We start from the raw sequence: 19960 nt of genomic DNA, 5'->3' as shown, positions 1-19960 counted from the left end.
TGAAAAACTGTTTAAGCCGTTGCACAACAGGCGTACACCATGCAACGCTGTGCCCAAAGAGGAGGGCACCATGCGCCGCTTTGTTTTTATTTCAATAACTTACGTCTTTTCACTTTTGGTCCTGCCCGGCGCCACCCAGGCGCAAGATGCAGTGCCTGATTTCCGCTACATCACGACACGGGACGCAGATTTTTATGGCTCGGATCTGGACGCCCTTTTCGATACCGATCTGAAGTCCTGCATTCAGGCTTGTTCCGCCAATACACTTTGCACCGCGTTCACCTACAACACCCGATCCAATGCCTGTTTTCCAAAAAGCGGTGTAAACCGGCAAGAGACCTATCAGGGGGCTGTGTCTGCTCAGAAGGTGCTTACTCCAGATCAGATCCAAACATTGGCAAAAACGCGCGCAAATGCGTTGAATGTACTTGGTACTGCTGACCTGAAGCAGGCCGCAGATCAGGCACGCGATCTGGGCTTTTTGCATATGGCACAGGGTAACGACCTGCAGGCTGTTCTGGACGCGGCGCGCAGCGCGAGCAGCCCGCGGCAGGTGATGAATTGGACTGGTGTGGCCGTATCGCTCAGCGATGCGCCTGATCTGTGGGTGGAATACGCGCGCCTGTTGTTGCAGACAAACTCTTCGGACTGGAGTGAAAGGCGCGACCTGCGCAACCGTGCGCTGAATGCCGCAACCAATGGCTATCTGCGCGCGGACGCTCCCGGCACGCAGATTGCCGCCCTGATGACATTGGCCCGCGCCCTGGAGGAGGTCGAGCGTGGGCGCGATATGATCCCGGTGCTGCGGCTGGCCGAGCAAATCCAACCGCGCGAGGATGTACTGGCCGCACTGAATGATGCCATCGGGAAATACGGGTTTCGCGTGGTCGACAGTTCTGTCGAAAGCGACGCCGCCGCGCCGCGGATCTGCGTCGAGTTTTCGGAACCGTTGGTCAAGGCGGGGGTCGACTATGATCCGTTTGTCCAGCGCAACGATGACGGGTTGGTGGTACAGGCTGAGGGCAGGCAGCTGTGCGTTGGCGGTGTCGCCCATGGTCAGCGCTATCGCCTGACGCTACGCGAAGGCTTGCCCTCCGCCTCGGGCGAGGCGCTGAACCGCAATGTTGAGCTTGCCCATTACGTGCGCGACCGGGCGCCTTCGGTCCGGTTTCCCGGGCGCAGCTACGTTCTGCCGAAATCCGCTGATGCTGCGTTGCCCGTTGAAACGGTCAACGTCACCGAGCTGAACCTGATCCTGCGGAGGGTCAGCGACCGGAACCTGTTGCGCGCGGTTCAGCAGGATTTCTTCGGTCGCCCGCTCAGTGAATGGCAGGAAGCAGAATTTTCCGAAGAGATTGCCGAGGATATCTGGACCGGTACCGCCGAAGTGGCCAACGAACTGAACCAGACCATGACGGCGCGCCTGCCCATGGCCGAGGCGATCGCGGATCAGCCCGCCGGTATTTATGCTCTGACCGCCCGTGTTCCGGGGGCTGATCCCTATGACGACCCGGGCGCGACGCAATGGTTTGTTCTGTCCGATCTTGGGATCAGCAGCGTGCTTGGCACCGACGGGTTGCACGTCACGGTGCGCGGGTTGAGCGACGCGGCACCCCGTGAAGGTGTCGAGGTTTCACTGGTCACAAGCGCAAATGCGGTCATCGCCCAAGCGCGAACGGATGAATCAGGTTATGTCCGGTTCGATCCCGGTCTGACGCGCGGCAAGGGGGCCAGCGCTCCCGCACTGGTGATGGCGTCAACTGGAGACAGCGATTTCAGCTTTCTATCCCTGACCGATCCCGCCTTTGACCTGTCAGATCGTGGTGTTGAAGGGCGTGCACCTGCGGGGCCGGTTGATGTTTTTCTGGCCACGGATCGCGGCGCATATCGGGCCGGAGAGGTGATACACCTCACCGCCTTGTCGCGCGATGGTGAGGCGCAGGCTATCGAGGGCCTGCCCCTGATTGCGATCCTGTATCGCCCTGACGGCGTGGAATACCGCCGAACCGTCTCGGATGGCGGCGTCGCCGGGGGACATATCTTTGCCCTGCCTGTTGCGGAGGATGCACCACGCGGCGCTTGGCGGATCGAGATCAGGTCTGATCCCAAAGGCGATGCGTTGGCGAGTCAGACAGTGCTGGTAGAAGATTTCCTGCCGGAACGTATAGATTTTGAGCTGACCCTGCCGGACGCGCCCCTGCGTCCCGGCGACAGCCCTCCGCTTTCGATCGACGCGCGCTATTTGTTTGGTGCGCCGGGGTCCGACCTGAGCATCGACGGTCAGGTTATCGCACGCCCGGCGGACACAGTGCCGGGCTACGACGGGTATCGCTTTGGCCGCTATGACGCCGAGACATCGATCAAAAGCACCTATTTTGGTGACATGCGCACAGATGCAAACGGCAAAGCATCTATTGCCGTTGAAATCCCTTTGTTAGAGACGGAAGGGAAACCAATTGAAGCCGAGGTTATTGCGCGACTGGCTGACGGCTCAGGCCGCCCTGTTGAACGTCGCCTGAGCGTTCCTGTCCTGCCGCCGCAACCTGTAATCGGTGTCAAACCCCTGTTCGAGGACGTACTCCCCGAAGGTACCGAGGCAGCGTTTCAGATCATTGGCCTTGCACCCGACCTGAGCCCCAGCCCGATGCGCCTGCGCTGGACGCTGAACAAGATCGAAACGCGGTATCAATGGTATCAGCTTTACGGAAACTGGAATTGGGAACCGACAACCAGACGCACTCGCGTTGCCACCGGAGAGATTGACGTCGCTACTGATCCTTTGGCGTTGTCCCAGCCCGTGGACTGGGGCCGTTATGAACTGGTGGTCCAACGTATTGATGGCACCTTTACGGAAACCGCTGTCGATTTCCACGCAGGCTGGTATCAGGCCGCAGATGCTTCGACCACGCCTGACCGGCTTGAGATGTCGCTGGATCGCGACAGCTATCGCGCCGGGGAAACCGCACAGCTGCGCATCGTTCCGCGCATGGCAGGTATCGCTCAGGTCGAGGTGCTTTCGAACCGTCTGATCCATCGCCAGATGGTTGCCGTAACGGAAGGCGAGACAGTTATCCCGATAGAGGTGACAGAAGATTGGGGGGCAGGTGCCTATGTCACGGCCACAGTGATCCGACCGATGAATGTTTCGGGTGGTCAGAACCCGGCACGCGCCATGGGCGTCGCCTATGCCGCCGTTGATCCCGCGGATCGCACGCTGTCAGTTGCCATTGAGGTGCCCGAGGTTACCTCGCCCCGTCAAACACAGAAGGCCATTGTTAGGGTCGAAAATTTTATAAGCGATGATCCAGTGTGGCTGACCCTTGCCGCTGTGGATGTGGGCATCCTCAACCTGACGGGGTTCGAAAGCCCAAACCCGCAAGAGTACTATTTCGGGCAACGTCGGCTGGGTGTGGACCTGCGTGATGTTTACGGGCGGCTGATCGACGGCATGAACGGAGCGATGGGTACGGTTCGCTCTGGCGGCGACAATGACAACGGGATGCGCCGCCAATCCCCGCCACCGACGCAAGATCTGATGGCGGTGTTCAGCGGCCCGGTTCAGGTCGGTGCGGATGGAAAGGTTGAGGTCGACATCCCCCTGCCCGCCTTCAATGGTACAGTCCGCCTGATGGCCATCGCGTGGTCACAAAAAGCCGTCGGTCAGGCCGAGGCTGACATGATCGTCCGCGACCCGGTGGTGGTTACGGCCAGCCTGCCGCGGTTTCTGGCCCCCGGCGATCACAGTCGGATGCGGCTTGAGATTGTCCATGCGGATGGCGCATCCGGAGACATGGCGCTTGGCCTGACCACCACCGGTGGGCTGGAACTGGGCCCGGTACCGGCACGCTTTCAGCTGGAGGACGGTGGCAAAGCGGTGTTCGACATCCCTGTAACGGCCCATGTTATTGGCGATCCAGAGATCAGCGTTTCCATCACCACATCAGACGGGCGCGATCTGTCGCAAACCCTGCGGATGCCGGTGCGGGCCAACGATCCCGTAATTGCCCGGACGCGGCGCTTTGCGCTGGGTGCGGGGGACAGCTTTCTGTTTTCGCAGGATGTTTTTGATGGGTTTCAACCTGGCTCGGCCAAGGCCATTCTGTCAGCCGGAGCGTTGGCCAAATTTGACACGCCCGGTCTGCTGGATCAGCTGAACCATTACCCCTATGGCTGCACCGAACAGATCACCAGCAAGGCACTGCCGCTGCTCTACCTGTCATCCGTCGCGCAGGCCTCGGGGCTGGGGAATGGCCCGGAGGTGGAACAGCGCATCACGGATTCGATCCAAAGCATTCTGACTCGTCAGGCTGCAAACGGTGCCTTTGGCCTGTGGCGCGCAGGCAGCGGTGATTTCTGGCTGGACGCCTATGTGACCGATTTCCTGTCGCGCGCCCGTGCGCAGGGGAACCCGGTGCCGAATCGGGCTTTTGCGCAGGCCATGGATAACCTGCGCAATCGGGTCAACTATGCGCCGGACTTCGACGAAGGTGGTCAGGATATCGCTTATGCCCTGATGGTTCTTGCGCGGGAAGGCGCGGCGGCGATGGGCGATCTGCGCTATTATGCGGATGTCAAAGGGGATGCTTTCGACACGCCGTTGGCCGCCGCACAGCTGGGCGCAGCGCTGGCGTCGTACGGGGACCAGACCCGCGCAGACGCGATGTTCACTCGTGCGGCACGGATGCTGCACCAGGTGCCGAACGATCGAGAAAACCACTGGCGCGCGGATTACGGCACCCGCCTGCGGGATGCGGCGGGCCTGCTGACCCTGGCCATAGATGCAGGCAGCGAGGCGATTGACCGCAACGCATTGATCCAACGGGTAAGCACGGGCCGAACGCCCCTGTCCACACAAGAGGCCGCGTGGTCCCTGTTAGCAGCGCACGCGCTGGTGTCAGACCCTTCCGGGTCCGGCTTGACGGTCAACGGCGTGTCAGTTTCCGGCCCCTTTGTTCAGGTTCTGCAATCCGGGCAGGCGGAAGAGGTCAACATCACTGCGACCGACGGTCAGGCCACCGATATCACCCTGACGGTGACCGGAATCCCCGAAGATCCGCCTGAGGCCGGTGGCACCGGCTATGCTATCGAACGGCAGTATTATTCGATGGACGGTGATCTGATTGACGCAAGCCGCTTTGCCGTGGGGGACCGGTTTGTAACGGTTCTGACGGTCACGCCGTTTGAAAGCGGTGGGGCGCGTCTGATGGTAGACGATCCTCTTGCCGCCGGGATCGAGATCGACAACCCGAACCTGCTGCGATCGGGCGATGTACGGTCGCTGGACTGGTTGAATCTGTCTGATGCCACGCATACCGAGTTCCGCTCTGACAGGTTCCTGGCTGCGGTTGACCTGTCTGGACGCCAGACCGTGACTTTGGCTTATGTCGCCCGTGCCGTCACACCGGGCGTGTTCCACCGTCCCGCGGCCTCGGTCGAGGATATGTACCGCCCCCAGAACCGTGCGCGAACGGCGACGGGACGGGTCGAGGTGCAGTGACCGGCCATCTTTCATACCCCTGTTTGGGCGGCTCTCATGCCTAGGGTGCCGCGCCTGTTATTTGCGTTGGCCGGTGCTCTCTATCTGGCGGCGTTGGCGCGGGATGGTGTTGACCGCTGGGTCGACGCCACAGTGCTGCCGCCCATTCTGACTGAAACTTCGGTCGAGATGCGGGATCGTAACGGTGACCTCCTGCGTGTGTTTCCGGTTGCAGATGGCATCTGGAGGCTGCAGCCCGGCGCGGTCGATCCCAATTTCACCGCTATGCTGATCCGGTACGAAGATAAACGTTTCTGGACCCACGCGGGCGTGGACCCTGTCGCGTTGCTGCGCGCAGCCGGGCAAAGCCTTTGGAGCGGGCGCGCTGTTTCAGGCGGGTCAACCCTGACCATGCAGGTCGCGCGGCTGATCGAAGATGGATCGACCGGACGCTGGAGTGGCAAGTTTCGCCAGATTAGGGTCGCATTGGCGCTGGAGCGACAGCTGAGCAAGACACAGATCCTGAACCTCTACCTGACCCATGCCCCCTATGGCGGCAATCTGGAAGGTATCCGTGCCGGTGCCCGCGCCTGGTTCGGCAAAGAAGCAACCCGTTTGACCGCCGCACAGGCGGCCCTGCTGGTCGCTTTGCCGCAATCCCCGGAGGCACGACGCCCGGATCGCAGACCCGAGGCAGCCCAAATTGCCCGAGACCGGATTTTGCGCAGGTTGGAGCGCCACGGCGTATTGACCAAGCCTGAAATGCACGCTGCCCTGACGGAAACCATTCCTGATCGAATGATCCCGTTTCCGCGCCTTGCACCCCATCTGACCGACCGCGTGAAAGGCCAAACCCGTGCAACCGGTGTATTTGATCTGACCCTGGATGCAGGGGTGCAAGCCCGGTTGGAAACTTTGGTCGCTCGGGCCGCGGCGCGCGTAGGGCCGCGCGTGTCCGGGGCCCTGATCGTGGCAGATCATCGCGACGGCAAGGTTTTGGCCTCGGTCGGGTCAGCCGGGTATCGGGATGCGCGACAAGGGTTCGTGGATATGACGCAAGCCGTGCGGTCGCCCGGATCGACGCTGAAACCTCTGGTTTACGGGCTGGCATTCGATCAGGGGCTGGCCCATCCGGAAACCCTGATCAGCGACAGCCCGGTGATGTTCGGGCGTTACGCCCCGCGTAACTTTGATGGCGTTTTCCGGGGCGATGTAAGGGTTCGGGACGCGCTGCAATTGTCGCTGAATATCCCTGTCGTGCGCCTGACGCACGAGCTGAGCCCTGCGCGCGTGATGGCGGCACTGCGGACAGCAGGATCAGAACCGCGCCTGAGCAGTGGTACACCCGGATTGGCAATATCCTTGGGTGGCGTCGGTCTGAGCTTGCATGATCTTGTGCAGATCTACGTGACGCTGGCCGCTGGTGGGCAAGGCCCGATTCTGCGCCATGACGCCCTGGCTGATGCACGGCTCACCTCTCGTGTTTTGTCCGAAACCTCAGCATGGCAGATTGCGGATATCCTATCCGGGATCACACCACCCACGGGCAGCACTTCAGGGGCGCTGGCCTTCAAAACGGGAACCTCTTATGGGCACCGCGATGCCTGGGCCATTGGTTTTGACGGGCAGCATGTCATCGGGGTCTGGCTGGGACGCGCGGATGGCACACCTGTTCCCGGCGCATTCGGAGGGGACGTTGCCGCGCCGCTTCTGACCGAGGCTTTTGGCCTGCTGAAACCCGAACTCACGCCCCTGCGCCCACCGCCACCATCAACACTGTTGGTTGGCGCGGCGCAATTGCCGCAACCGTTGCAACGTTTCCGGCCCCGCGCGGCGGCTTTCGAAACGGACCAAACCGCACCTGATCTGTTGTTTCCACCAGAAAACGCTGTGTTAGAGACTTTCGGGAGCCCTCTCACGGTGAAACTACGCGGTGGTGTCGGGCCGTTTTCCGTTTTGACCAACGGCGTGCCTGTCTTGACCGGGCAACGGCAGCGAGAATTCGAAATTCCCAATCCCGGACCCGGATTTACCTCACTTGTGGTGGTGGATGCACAGGGCCAATCCGACCGGGCCTCGTTCCGGATCGACCAGAGCGCGCCCGGTTCCCGTTAAAGAACAGCAATGGGCCAGCGTTAACGCCGCCCTTCCCGCAGCCAACCGCCCAGCAGAAAGCCTCCAGCCAGCAGCAAGACAAGCCAGGGCGGCAGCAACCCGGCCTGCGTGACATCCCGCGTCTCATACGCGTTGCGTGGGGTCAGACCGATCCAACCCCGACCGGCGGCGGGGCGTCCGGCGCGTACGTTGCGGATCGACGGCAGCCCATCTTCCAACCGGATCACACCGCCCCGCAACCTGGCCAGCACCGGTTCAAGGACATCACCAGTCGCGATGGTGCGCTCGAACTCCTTCGGTGCAGCAGGGCCAAGGCCGATCACAGCCATGTGGTCGCCTTCCTGCAAACGATAAAGGCCGATCTCGGGGCCGTAATACTGCGCTTCAAACCGACCCGGAGAAACCTCTTTCAAAGTAATCTCCAACGTCTCGCCATTCGGCAAGGTGACTGTTACCGGGCCGACTTCTGTCCCGAGCGTCTGACGAATGATGCGCATGGACTGACCGTTGGCCTCGGCCCACAACGCCTCTTCTTCCAGTTCCGGTTCCTTCATCATCCAATGGGCCAGCCTGCGCAACAGCTCCAGCTGCGGACCCCCTCCTTCGAAGCCACGACTCCAAAGCCAGGCATGGTCAGACGCAAGCATCGCAACGCGCCCTTCGCCGACACGGTTCAGGACAAGCAGCGGACGATCCTCGACCCCGGTCATCAGCACGTCGCCCGAGCGATGTTTCACGTCGATCTGTCGCAACCACGCCCCCCAATCCTCGGATTCTCCAAGGTTGGTCGTGACCGGGTGACGATGCCCCAGATCACTGACCATCGGCACATATCGTTCCTCGATCACCCGCGCGGTTGGCTGAGCTGGCAGAACTGGCGCCAGGGGCGAGCGGAAGATGCTGTCGGCACCGGCGAAATCAGGTCCGGCGGCAACCAGGACCGCGCCGCCTTCGTTGATGTAGCTTGTGACATTGTCCAGATAGATCGCAGGCAGAATCCCGCGCCGCTTGTAGCGGTCAAAGATGATCAGGTCGAAATCGTTGATCTTTTCCAGAAACAACTCACGCGTCGGGAAGGCAATCAGCGACAGCTCGTCCACCGGCACACCATCCTGCTTTTCAGGCGGGCGCAGGATGGTGAAATGCACCAGATCAACAGAACTGTCGGATTTCAACAGGTTACGCCACGTGCGACCACCCGGATGCGGTTCACCCGAGACCAGCAGCACGCGCAGGCGGTCCCTTACGCCGTTCATCTGGATCAGGGCCGTGTTGTTGCGGTCGGTCAACTCGCCCTCAGCCTGAGGAACGGAAAACTGGATCACGTTGCGCCCGCCATGGGGCAATGTGACGGGCAGTTCGACATCGCGACCGATTGGAATGCTGAACTGCTCGGGCTCGCCCCCATCCACCGAAATTTCCAACGGTGCAGATGTTGCACCTGCGGGGGCAGCTCCGCTGTCTTCGACGCGCAGGGTCAAGGTCACCGATTCACCAATGATGGCGAAAGCAGGGGCGTTTCGGACAATAAGCCTGCGATCCCAGTCGCTTTCCCGCCCGGTTTGCAGCAGGTGCATCGGCGCGGGCAGATCCGGGGCCTGATCGGCATCATGCACGATCCCATCTGACACCACGAGGATACCTGCGATACGCGCGCGCGGCTCTTCCGCCAGGGCTTCGTTCAGGGCTGCCATGATCTGCGTGCCCTCATCACCTTCACCATCGCCAACCCGGATACGGCGCAGTTCTGTATTGTCGCGTGCCTCGATCTCTGCGGCTAGGTCATCTGCGGCCATTGCTGTTTGTTCCGCCCGATCTGAAAGCGACTGGCTGGCGCTTTCATCCTCGAACATCAGAACGATATCTGTCAGCGGTGCACGATCTTCGATCTGATAGACCGGGCCGGACAGCGCAGCGATGATCACCAGCGCCGCCAACCCACGCAAGGCCCATCCCGACAATCCGCGCCACAAGGCCATCACGACCCCGGCCACGGCAATCATACCCACGACAAGCAGCATCGCCCACGGGATCAGCGGATCGAAGATGACGGTTCCTGTCATTGTCCCAACCTGTCCAGAAGGGCGGGCACGTGAACCTGATCGGATTTGTAGTTCCCCGTCAGCACATGCATCACCAGATTGACACCAAAACGATTGGCCAACTCGCGTTGCCGTTCCCCGGCATAACCGCGCCCGACGGGCAACAGGGCCTGCCCGTGGCGATCCACCGCCCAGGCACCGGCCCAGTCATTGCCGCCGATGACCACCGGCGTCACATTGTCGTTCAGATTGCGGAAAGGCATCCCGTCGATCTGTTCTGCATCCAGCGGCGCGGCTTCAACCCAAACCTCGGTGCCTGAATATCGGCCCGGAAAATCCTGTAACAGGTAGAACGTGCGTGTCAGAACATGATCGCGCGGAATCGGCTCTAATGCAGGTATATTCAGCGGTCCGGCCAGTTGTTGCAGTTTGCGGCCATTTGGGCTGGAGGCACCGAAACCGGCGATATCCGCGTCACGCGTGTCAAACAGGATCATCCCCCCGGACCGCAGATAGGCGTTTAGCTTCACATAAGCCTCGGCCGAAGGTTGCGACTGGCTTGCTGAGATCGGCCAATAAAGCAACGGAAAGAACGCCAGTTCATCCCGTTCCAGATCAACACCAATGGGGTCTGCCGGTTCGACCGATGTGCGATAGAACAGGGTTTGACCAAGTCCCCGCAACCCGGCTTGCGCAATATCATCCACCTGAGCGTCGCCAGTCAGGACATGCGCCAATACCAGTTCGTGGGTCGCAGCCAATGCAAACTCGGTGTCCTCAGGCGTTTGCGCGTGACCTTCGGGTACTAGCAGAAAGGCAGCCAGCGCAGCGGCCGTCGTCCGGGCCAGACCCAACCTGCCCGACAAAGCAAGCGATGCAATAACATCGACTGTCAGCAAAATCAGCGCAAGGCTGAGCAACAGGCCACCGAGCGGCGTTTCCGTACTGACCTCCTGCCCTTTGATCGGCACATTCGCGGGCCAGACAACGGGACGCAGCTGGGTTTCTTCCGAGACGACGTTCAACGCCAGCTTCTGCTTGCCGCTTTCATAAAGACCCGGGCGCAGTTCCGGCCCGATCTGGCCCGATATCAGTTCAACCCCGTCGACACCGGCCAGGGTTCCGGCATCTGACAAGGTGCCAAACCCGTCCATGATTTGTACGGGCTCCCATGTTGTTCCCAGTAACTGAGCCTCTTGCCGTGATTTTGCGGCCGAGGCCACGGCCAGCCGATCCAGCATTTCAACGAACAGGCCCGACAGTGGCAGGCTGGACCATTCTGCATCGGCGGTCACATGGAACAACACCACCTGCCCCAACCCCAGCGCCTTACGTGTCACCAAAGGCGTGCCGTCAGACAGCGAGGCAATCACACGATCCGCCAAGTTAGGGTCTGGTTGCGCCATGACCTGAGTGGAAACGACCACGTCATCAGGGATGTCCAATCCATAGAAAGGCGAGGTTTCGGGGAATGGTGCCAGGGTCTTGGCCTCACCCCAGCTCATCGCGCCGCCGACAGATCGCCCACCGCTGCGCAGCCGCGCAGGCAGCAGGGTGTCTTCGGTGTCACGCCCAAGATCGCTGGCCGCCATACGCGGGCCGGCAAAGCGCAACAGCAAACCGCCCTGTTCGACCCATTCAATCAGGTCCGCCTTTTCAGGTTCCGACATCTGGGCCACATCCGACAGAACAATGACATCCGGATTGGCGGGCAGAACCTCAGTCAGGCCACCATCGACGAAATCCGCCGTAGGGCTCAGGACCTGCGTCAGATAATGCAGGGGTGACAGCAGCTCCAGACCTTCGCGGTTCAAACTCCCGGCAATCAGCGCGACCTCGCGCCGACGCAGGCTGTCATCGGTCAAGGTCACGGTCCCGGCGGACCTTTGGCCCTGGATTTCGAACCGCGTGATCCGGGCGCGGAGTTCGGAAGGCAGCGCCAGATCGACCTGCGCCGAAGCGTTCCCGGCTTCCAGGGTCAGTTCCACTGAATGTAGCACACGCGCCGTTCCGGCCGGGTCGCGCCCTTGTGCCAATACAGTCACACGTTCCTCGGGTCCGGGGCCTGCGCGCTGCACTGTCAATTGGATCAACCCGTCCTGATAAGCGGCAGGCAGGATCGCCATGGGCCGGGACGCCGCCTGATAAACCACCACATCGCCACGAGCCTGCAAGCTGGAGACCAGCGCCGCATGATCCGCGTAATCCAGCCGGTCACTGAACCAATGGGTATCAAACCCGCCATCAATTGAATTTAGTGCCGCAATGGTCTGTGCGATCTGAGGTTCGGTCGGCTGCCATGGGTTGGGCATCAATCCCGGCAAATGCCCTCGCCATGCCTCGGCCGCCTGAAAAACGGGTGTTTCTGGTTCGGTCAGGCGCAGGATAGCCACTGTGCGCCCCGCGCGACCAGCCTCGGTCAGTTGCGCATCGATCTGATCCAGCGTGGCGGGCCATCGGGTCGCGCCTGCCCAACTGGCGTCCAGCACCATCAGCAGCGGCCCGGACCCGATCTCATCCCGCGACGGGTTCAGAACCGGACCGGCCAGACCTATGATCACCGCCGCAGCTGCCAGCATCCGCAGCAGCAACAGCCACCACGGCGTGCGGTCCGAAACGCTTTCGTCATCCTTCAGGCCCAAGAGCAACGTCACCGCCGGGAACATCCGGCGGATCGGCGCCGGCGGCACCGCGCGCAGGATCAGCCACAAGATCGGCAGGGTCAGAAGACCCAGCAGCACCCATGGAGCGGTAAAGCCGATGCCCGCCAGAACCGTCATCGCGTTCCCCCGTCCAGCGCACGATATATCCACAACAGAGCCGCTTGCGCGCTAGCGCCCGTGTGATGCAGACCCATTTGCCAGCCAGTCGCCCGGCAAAGCTGCGTCAGCGCATCCTTACGGTGGGCGAGGCGTTGCAGATAGCGGTCCCGCAGCTCTGCGGCCTTGAGCGTTTCGTGTCGGACGGACCCACCGACGCTTTCGAAAATCGTACGTCCACGATAGGGAAATGTCTCTTCTCCCGGATCCAGCACCTGAAGGATCACGCCGCGAACACCACGGTCGGCAGCTTTGGTCAGGGCCAGTTCAACTTCATCCATTGGACCAAGAAAATCCGAAATGAACACGGCACGGGCATGCGGGATCATGGCGCGATGTTCGGGTGGCGCGTAATCCGATTGATCATCCTCGGACCAGGCTTGCGCCAGCCGGATGATCTGTGCATTGCCACGCCGGGGTGGCAAGGTCGTCCCTGTCAGGCCCACACGTTCACCGCCGCGGACCAGCAAGATGGACGTTGCCAGCCCCAATAGCCGGGCGCGATCCGCCTTGGTCGGCAACGATTTGTCGGACGCAAACCGCATCGACGCCCCCTGATCGACCCAAAGCATTACCGATTGCGCGATCTGCCATTCGCGTTCCCGCACATATTGCTGATCTCCACGCGCCGAACGACGGTGATCGATCATCCGGCGGCTGTCCCCGATCTGCGCGGGGCGGTATTGCCAGAAATCATCCCCCATGCCAGAGCGCCGCCGACCATGGTCTCCCAGCAGAACGGTACCAGCCAGATGTTCCGCCCGCGCCAAAAGGGGCGGCAACCGCGATGCCTCGGCCTCGGATCTTTCGCGAAGGGTCAGCGCGGCATTCACGCCGCCGCCTCGGTCCGGATCAACCCGACAGCGGTCGAGTCGATCAGGTCAGCCAGACTGTCACCGCGTGCCCGTGCCGCAAAGTTGAGAGCCATCCGGTGGCTAAGCACCGGGCGCGCCATATCCAGCACATCCTCGGCATTGGGTGCCAGACGCCCCTGCAACATCGCACGTGCCCGAACCGTCATCATCAGCGCCTGCGCCGCGCGTGGACCAGGACCCCACGCGACGGTTTCGGCAACCCGTTCGGATACGCCAGCTTCTTCTGGGCGGAAGGCCCGCACCAGATCAAGGATCAGCTCGACAACCGAGTCCCCGACCGGCATCCGACGCAACAGGACCTGCGCAGCCAGCAACTCTTCCTTGCTGAAAATCTGGTACGCTTTGTCTTCTTCAACACCGGTCGTGGCCAGCAGAATATCCCGCTCGGTCTGGCGGTCGGGATATTCTACATCGACCTGCACCAGAAACCGGTCCAGCTGCGCTTCGGGCAGGGGATAGGTGCCTTCCTGTTCGATCGGGTTTTGCGTGGCCAGAACATGGAATGGCACACCAAGGGAGCGGTCCTCACCGGCTACTGTCACCGTACGCTCCTGCATCGCTTGCAGCAGCGCGGATTGCGTTCGCGGGCTTGCCCGGTTGATCTCGTCCGCCATCAGCAGCTGACAGAAGATCGGGCCGGGAATGAAACGGAAATGGCGGCTGCCATCGTCGGCCGTATCCAACACCTCGGACCCGAGAATGTCAGCGGGCATCAGGTCGGGCGTAAACTGAATGCGATTGCCATGCAGGCCCATCACGGTCGACAGTGTCTCGACCAACCGTGTCTTACCCAAGCCCGGCAGACCGATCAGAAGCGCGTGACCACCGCACAAAAGCGCAGCCAGAGTCAGGTCCACGACCCTTTCCTGCCCGATGAAGCGGCGGGTGATCGAGGCCTTGGCCTCTTGCAGCTTGTTTTCCAGCGCTTCGATCTCGGCTACGAGGTCGGCAGGTTCGTTCATGACTTTCCCTTCCGTGGACGAATATGATTGAAGTGTATCGCGCTGAGAGGAAATGGCAAAAGCAATGAGCGGACAAAAACCTGTGAAACCCTCGCCCGACGGATTGGCCGCATCGGTAAAAGCCGCCAAAACCCGGGGTTTACCGCCCGTTCACCTGTGGAATCCTCCGTTTTGTGGCGATCTGGACATCCGTGTCGCAAAAGATGGTACATGGAGTTATTTAGGCTCGCCCATCAATCGGTTCGAGCTTGTGAAGCTTTTTTCCTCAATTCTTAAGAAAGAAGACGGAAAATACTATCTGGTTACGCCGGTTGAAAAGGTGGGAATCACTGTCGAGGACGCGCCGTTCATCGCCGTGGATTTCGAGCAAACCGGCGAAGGCCGGACGCAAGACCTGACCTTTCGCACACAAGTGGACGACATCGCTGTTGCAGGGCCCGCGCATCCGATCCGGATTGTAATCGATCCTGAAACAGAAGAACCGTCACCCTACATACTGATCCGCACGAACCTCGAAGCGCGCATAGATCGCAAAAGCTTCTATCGCCTTGTCGAGATTGGCAGCCACTATGAGGGCTGGTTCGGTGTCTGGTCAGGTGGGCAGTTCTTCCCGCTGATCCCTTCAGCCGATCTCGGCTGACCGCGGCGCGCGATCCTGGGCCAGCACGACAGCCAAAGCAACTACGCCCGCGCCCAGCGCACGGGTCCAGTTCCAGTCTTCCCCCAGCATCAGCATGATCAGCATCACGTAAAACGGGGCGATATTGATGTGAAACGAAGCCAGCGCCACGCCCAGCTTTCCCACGGCCGAGATGAACAACACTTGGCTGAGCCCCAGTGATATCAAGGCATAGATCCCAAGCATCCCCCATTGCTGCCCATCAATGGCGGCGGTTGGCAGCACATCCATGCCCAGCTGGGCCGCCCCAAAACTCAGCACTGCGGCCATGAGCAACCCACCGACGAAAGTAATTGTACAGCGCCCGATCTGACTGAGTTCGGGGAAGTCGCGCGCAGTGGCCATGCTACCCCAGCAAAACAGGCCCGTTGCAAGGATCGCCAGAACCGCGCCCAGCCCCAGCTGTTCGGGCGCGGCGGTGCTGGTTGCAATCAGCCCACCCAGAACCGACACCAGAACACCCAACGCAAAGGTCCACTTCAGCCGTCGGGTTCCTGCCATCAGCTCCAGTACCGTTGCAAGCAAAGGCGCGCAGGATGCAATGATCGCGACTGTCACCGGGTCCGTCATTTTCTGCGCAACGATCAGCAGAAACATGGCAAAGCCAAAACCAAAGCCGCCGACAACCATCGCCCGACCCCATCTTGCGCGTAACACTCTGCTGGGGCCATCCAGCAGGATCCAGACCGGTATCAGAACGGCAATCGCCAGCGCCAGGCGCGCGGTCAGCAATGCAACAGGGGGCCAGGTTTGCAGCAAAACTTCCGCCGCCGGGAACCCCGCTGCCCAGGTAATCATGGAGGCAACCGCCAGCCCATTCCCTGACAACGCAGGGTTTCGGCCACCAGACAAAACGGTAGTTGCCCCGCGTACGGGTTCCGGGCTCATCGCCATTGGATTCGGACCTTTTGTTAAGACGGCACCCGTAATGACGCGCCGTGCTGAGCGGACCCTTGCTGATTCGGTGCAAGCGATCTGGTCGATTTTCGACAATCTGTCGTTTTCGATCCCTTCCCCGAAAATCATCCCTTGGTTATGGTCGGATCAACACAACCACTGACCGCTCATGCCCAGATTTGCTGCCAACCTTTCACTGCTATTTACCGAAATGCCTTACCTGGAGCGATTTCAGGCTGCGTCAGATGCTGGGTTCACAGCGGTCGAGGTCTTGTTTCCTTATGACATCGCCGCGACGGAAACCCGCCGTGCCTTGCTTGCCAACGGGTTGGAGCTTGTGCTGATCAACGCGCCACCGCCCAACTACACCGGCGGTGCGCCGGGTTACGCCGCGATCCCCGACGGTCAATCGCGGTTCCAGTCGGATATCCGCCGTGTCCTGCGATATGCCGGGGTGCTGCGCCCCGGCCTGATCCACGTCATGTCCGGATACGCCACAGGGCCGGATGCATTGAATTGTTTTGTGCAAAACCTGCAATGGGCCGCCGATTTCGCCCCCCAGCAAAAATTCACCATCGAACCGCTCAACCCGGTTTCACAGCCCGGGTATTTTTTGAACGATTACGATCTGGCGGCAGATGTGCTCAACCAGGTGGATCGCCCGAATGTCGGCCTGCAATTTGACAGCTTTCACGCTCATATGATTCATGGCGACGCGCTGGCTGTCTGGGACCGCTTTCATCCGCAGGTGGTCCATGCCCAAGTTGGCGCAGCCCCGGATCGCACGGAACCGGGTCGTGGACCAACGGATTTCAAGGCCTTGTTCTCGACCATGGACGCGGTAGGTTATAGCGGCTGGGTCAGCGCGGAATACACACCCACAACACAACGCACCTGCGACACACTTGACTGGATGCGGGACTGACACTGGTAATTTTCATTCAAATACCGCACATCAGCGGCATTGTGACCATTAGGATGCCTGCCATGATACCAGCCCGCTATGCCCGTGCCGTTTTCAGCCTGATCATGTCCGGCCTCATGTCCTTGATTGTAACAGGGATCGCGACGGTCAAAGCGATTGGGTTTAACCCTGGAACAGTTGGCGACTGGATGGCGTCCTGGGCTTTTTGCTGGCCCATCGCCTTCACCGTAATCCTGCTGTTTGGCCCGTCTGTGCAACGAATGGTGAACCGCATGGTAAGGCCGCAGGGCTGACCCGATGCATGCACAGCCCGCCGAGACCTGATGAACAACGCCGCTAGTGCGCCTCGGCCCAGTTCGCCCCCTTCCCGGCATCCACGACCAGCTTCACATCCAGTTTGACCGCAGGATCCGAGGCGCCCTCCATCACGTCACGGGCCACGTCGATCACCTGATCCACCGCATCTTCGGCCACCTCGAACAATAACTCGTCGTGAACCTGCAACAGCATCCTGGCAGGCAATCCGGCGATCGCGTCCGGCATTCGCACCATCGCGCGCCGGATCACATCCGCCGCAGTACCTTGAATTGGTGCATTGATCGCCGCGCGGCGCGAGAACCCGGCATGTGGCCCCTTGGCATTGATCTCGGGCGTGTGGATCTTGCGCCCGAACAGGGTTTGCACATAGCCGTGCTCTTTCGCGAATTCGACTGTGTCGTCCATATAGCGGCGAATGCCTGGGAAACGTTCGAAATAACGATCAATAAAGCCCTGCGCCTCGGCCCGTGGAATACGCAGGTTCCGGGCCAGTCCAAAACCCGAAATGCCGTAGATCACGCCGAAGTTGATTGCCTTTGCCTGACGGCGGATATCAGGCGTCATCTCATCCAACGGCACATCAAACATCTCGGACGCGGTCATGGCGTGAATATCCAAACCGTCCGAAAACGCCTGTTTCAGAGCCGAAATATCGGCGATATGGGCCAGAATCCGCAACTCGATCTGGCTGTAGTCGAGGCTTACCAACACATTGCCCGGCTCGGCGATGAAAGCCTCACGAATACGCCGCCCTTCTTCTGTCCGCACCGGAATGTTTTGCAGGTTCGGATCGGTCGAGGCCAGACGCCCTGTATTTGCTCCGGTGATCGAATAAGACGTATGCACCCGACCTGTGTCGGGGTTGATATGGGTCTGCAGCGCGTCGGTATAGGTCGATTTCAGCTTGCTCAGCTGCCGCCAGTCCAGAACGCGGCGCGGCAGTTCATGCTCGGTTGCGAGGTCTTCCAGAATATCAGCGCCGGTCGAGTATTTGCCGGTCTTGCCTTTCTTGCCACCTTCCAGACCCATTTTGTCGAACAGAATTTCGCCCAGCTGAGCAGGCGATCCGACATTAAAGCTTCCCCCGGCCAGCTCGTGAATTTCAGCCTCTAATCCGGCCATTTTCTGGGCAAATGCGTTGGACATCCGGCTCAGGACATCACGGTCGACCTTGATGCCATGCATCTCCATCTCGGCCAGCACCGGCACAAGCGGCCGTTCCAGCGTCTCATAGACCGTGGTCACCTGCGCCCGGTGTAATTGCGGCTTGAACAGCTGCCACAAACGCAAGGTGATGTCCGCATCTTCGGCGGCATAAGCCGTGGCCTCGTCAATCGCGACCTTGTCGAAGGTAATTGCCGATTTTCCCGACCCCAGCAGCGGTTTGATCGGGATTGGTGTGTGGCCCAGATAACGCTCGGACAGGGTGTCCATCCCATGCCCATGCTCACCGCCATGCATGGCGTAGGACATCAGCATCGTATCGTCGATGGGTGACACGTCGATGCCATACCGCCTGAAGATCTTAGCATCATATTTCATGTTCTGCCCGATCTTGAGGACCGACGGATCCTCGAGCACCGGTTTCAAAAGCCTCAGGGCTTCATCCAATGGCATCTGCCCATCGGCCAAGGCATCCGATCCAAACAGATCATCCGCTGATCCATCGCGGTGGGTCAACGGGATGTAACAGGCTTCTCCGGCCTCGACGCACAGCGAAATACCCACCAGACCGGCAATCATCTCGTTCAGACCCGTGGTCTCTGTGTCTACAGCCACCCAACCACGCTCATAGGCCTGGTCAATCCACTTTTGCAGGACCGCTGCATCACGTACGCATTCGTATTTCGAACTGTCAAACGGGATCACCTCGGCCTCGACCTCTGCCACCGCTGGCGCAGGCGCGTCGGCAATCACCGGAGCCTCAACCCCCAGCTTGTCAGCGATGCGCTTGGTGAGGGTGCGGAACTCCATCTCGGCCAGAAACGCCAACAGCGTGTCTGCATCGGGGTCCCTCACCTCAAGGTCGTCCAAGGTGAAATCCAGCGGAGTATTCTCGTCCAGTTGAACTAGTTTCTTCGAAAGCTCGATCTGGTCTCGCATTTCGATCAGGGTCTGGCGGCGTTTGGGCTGCTTGATCTCATCTGCCCGGTCCAGCAGGGTCTCCAGATCGCCGAATTCGTTGATCAGCAAAGCCGCCGTCTTGACCCCGATTCCCGGCGCCCCCGGAACATTGTCGACGCTGTCACCGGCCAACGCCTGAACATCGACCACACGTTCCGGTCCGACCCCGAACTTCTCGACCACGCCATCCCGGTCAATGCGTTTGTTCTTCATCGCATCCAGCATTTCGACGCCGTCCCCGACCAGCTGCATCAAGTCCTTGTCGGAACTCACGATGGTCACACGGCCACCTGCATCCCGCGCCTGAACGGCGAGCGTCGCAATGATGTCGTCAGCCTCATAACCCTCCATCTCCTTGCAGGCGATGTTGAACGCTTTTGTCGCCTCGCGGGTCAGCGGCATCTGTGGGCGCAAATCCTCGGGCATCGCCTCGCGGTTGGCCTTGTAGAGGTCGTAAAGATCGTTCCGGAAAGTATGAGAACCTTTATCAAAGATCACCGCCACATGGGTCGGCGCATCTGCCCCGGTGTTTCCCTCGACATATTTCTGCAGCATGTTGCAAAAGCCCGAAACAGCCCCAATCGGCAACCCATCCGACTTGCGGGTCAGTGGCGGCAGCGCATGATAGGCCCGGAAAATAAAGGCCGATCCGTCGATCAGATGCAGGTGGCACCCTTTTCCGAAATTCGTGGTCATTACGCGCCCTCTCTGATCGTTTGCGAAAACAC

Annotated in this window: 11 protein-coding genes; 5 read left to right on the top strand and 6 right to left on the bottom strand. The window is 60.5% G+C overall.

All coding sequences use genetic code 11. From position 1 onward, the window contains the following. Positions 1–70 precede the first annotated feature (70 nt). Both ACR0BZ_RS09450 and pbpC read left to right on the top strand, forming a co-directional pair. Entirely contained in the window at positions 71–5497 is a 5427-nt protein-coding gene (locus ACR0BZ_RS09450; protein WP_480920093.1) for an alpha-2-macroglobulin family protein, read from the top strand. 36 nt (positions 5498–5533) lie between these two features. Continuing rightward, complete coding sequence (gene pbpC / locus ACR0BZ_RS09445; protein WP_480920092.1) at positions 5534–7591, top strand: penicillin-binding protein 1C; 2058 nt, start codon at positions 5534–5536, stop codon at positions 7589–7591. Between the two features lie 20 nt (positions 7592–7611). Here the strand turns inward: pbpC and ACR0BZ_RS09440 are convergent, their stop codons facing one another. From ACR0BZ_RS09440 to ACR0BZ_RS09425, 4 genes are read right to left on the bottom strand one after another with little or no spacing between them, the layout of a single operon-like run. After that, a complete protein-coding gene (locus tag ACR0BZ_RS09440) occupies positions 7612–9654 on the bottom strand; it encodes a hypothetical protein (protein WP_480920091.1) in 2043 nt (680 codons plus the stop codon). Further along, the gene (locus tag ACR0BZ_RS09435; RefSeq protein WP_480920090.1) at positions 9651–12413 is read right to left on the bottom strand and encodes a DUF4159 domain-containing protein; all 2763 of its coding nucleotides are present in this window, start codon (positions 12411–12413) and stop codon (positions 9651–9653) included. The genes ACR0BZ_RS09440 and ACR0BZ_RS09435 overlap by 4 nt, the downstream gene beginning before the upstream one ends. Further along, positions 12410–13285 carry a DUF58 domain-containing protein gene (locus tag ACR0BZ_RS09430; protein WP_480920089.1) on the bottom strand — a complete coding sequence of 292 codons (876 nt, stop codon included), beginning with the start codon at positions 13283–13285 and terminating at the stop codon, positions 12410–12412. The genes ACR0BZ_RS09435 and ACR0BZ_RS09430 overlap by 4 nt, the downstream gene beginning before the upstream one ends. Next, the gene (locus ACR0BZ_RS09425) at positions 13282–14289 is read right to left on the bottom strand and encodes an AAA family ATPase (RefSeq protein WP_480920088.1); all 1008 of its coding nucleotides are present in this window, start codon (positions 14287–14289) and stop codon (positions 13282–13284) included. Before ACR0BZ_RS09425 ends, ACR0BZ_RS09430 begins: the two co-directional genes overlap by 4 nt. 64 nt (positions 14290–14353) lie before the next feature. On the opposite strand from ACR0BZ_RS09425, the gene ACR0BZ_RS09420 reads away from it, so the two are divergent. Continuing rightward, positions 14354–14929, top strand: a complete 576-nt coding sequence (locus tag ACR0BZ_RS09420) for a DUF1285 domain-containing protein (protein ID WP_480920087.1) — start codon at positions 14354–14356, stop codon at positions 14927–14929. Here the strand turns inward: ACR0BZ_RS09420 and ACR0BZ_RS09415 are convergent. After that, positions 14912–15766, bottom strand: a complete 855-nt coding sequence (locus ACR0BZ_RS09415) for a DMT family transporter (protein WP_480920086.1) — start codon at positions 15764–15766, stop codon at positions 14912–14914. The genes ACR0BZ_RS09420 and ACR0BZ_RS09415 overlap by 18 nt on opposite strands. Positions 15767–16034: 268 nt before the next feature. On the opposite strand from ACR0BZ_RS09415, the gene ACR0BZ_RS09410 reads away from it, so the two are divergent. Then, on the top strand, positions 16035–16790 hold the full coding sequence (locus ACR0BZ_RS09410) for a hydroxypyruvate isomerase family protein (RefSeq protein ID WP_480920085.1): 756 nt from the start codon (positions 16035–16037) through the stop codon (positions 16788–16790). 62 nt (positions 16791–16852) lie between these two features. Further along, positions 16853–17083: a DUF2798 domain-containing protein gene (locus tag ACR0BZ_RS09405; protein WP_480474477.1), complete on the top strand. Its 231-nt coding sequence runs from the start codon at positions 16853–16855 to the stop codon at positions 17081–17083. 43 nt (positions 17084–17126) lie between these two features. On the opposite strand, the gene polA is transcribed toward ACR0BZ_RS09405, so the two are convergent. Continuing rightward, positions 17127–19928, bottom strand: a complete 2802-nt coding sequence (gene polA / locus ACR0BZ_RS09400) for a DNA polymerase I (RefSeq protein WP_480914818.1) — start codon at positions 19926–19928, stop codon at positions 17127–17129. Positions 19929–19960: the final 32 nt, after the last annotated feature.

The organism is Ruegeria sp. P8 (genome assembly GCF_056534665.1).
This window is presented reverse-complemented; position numbering and strand designations above follow the sequence as displayed.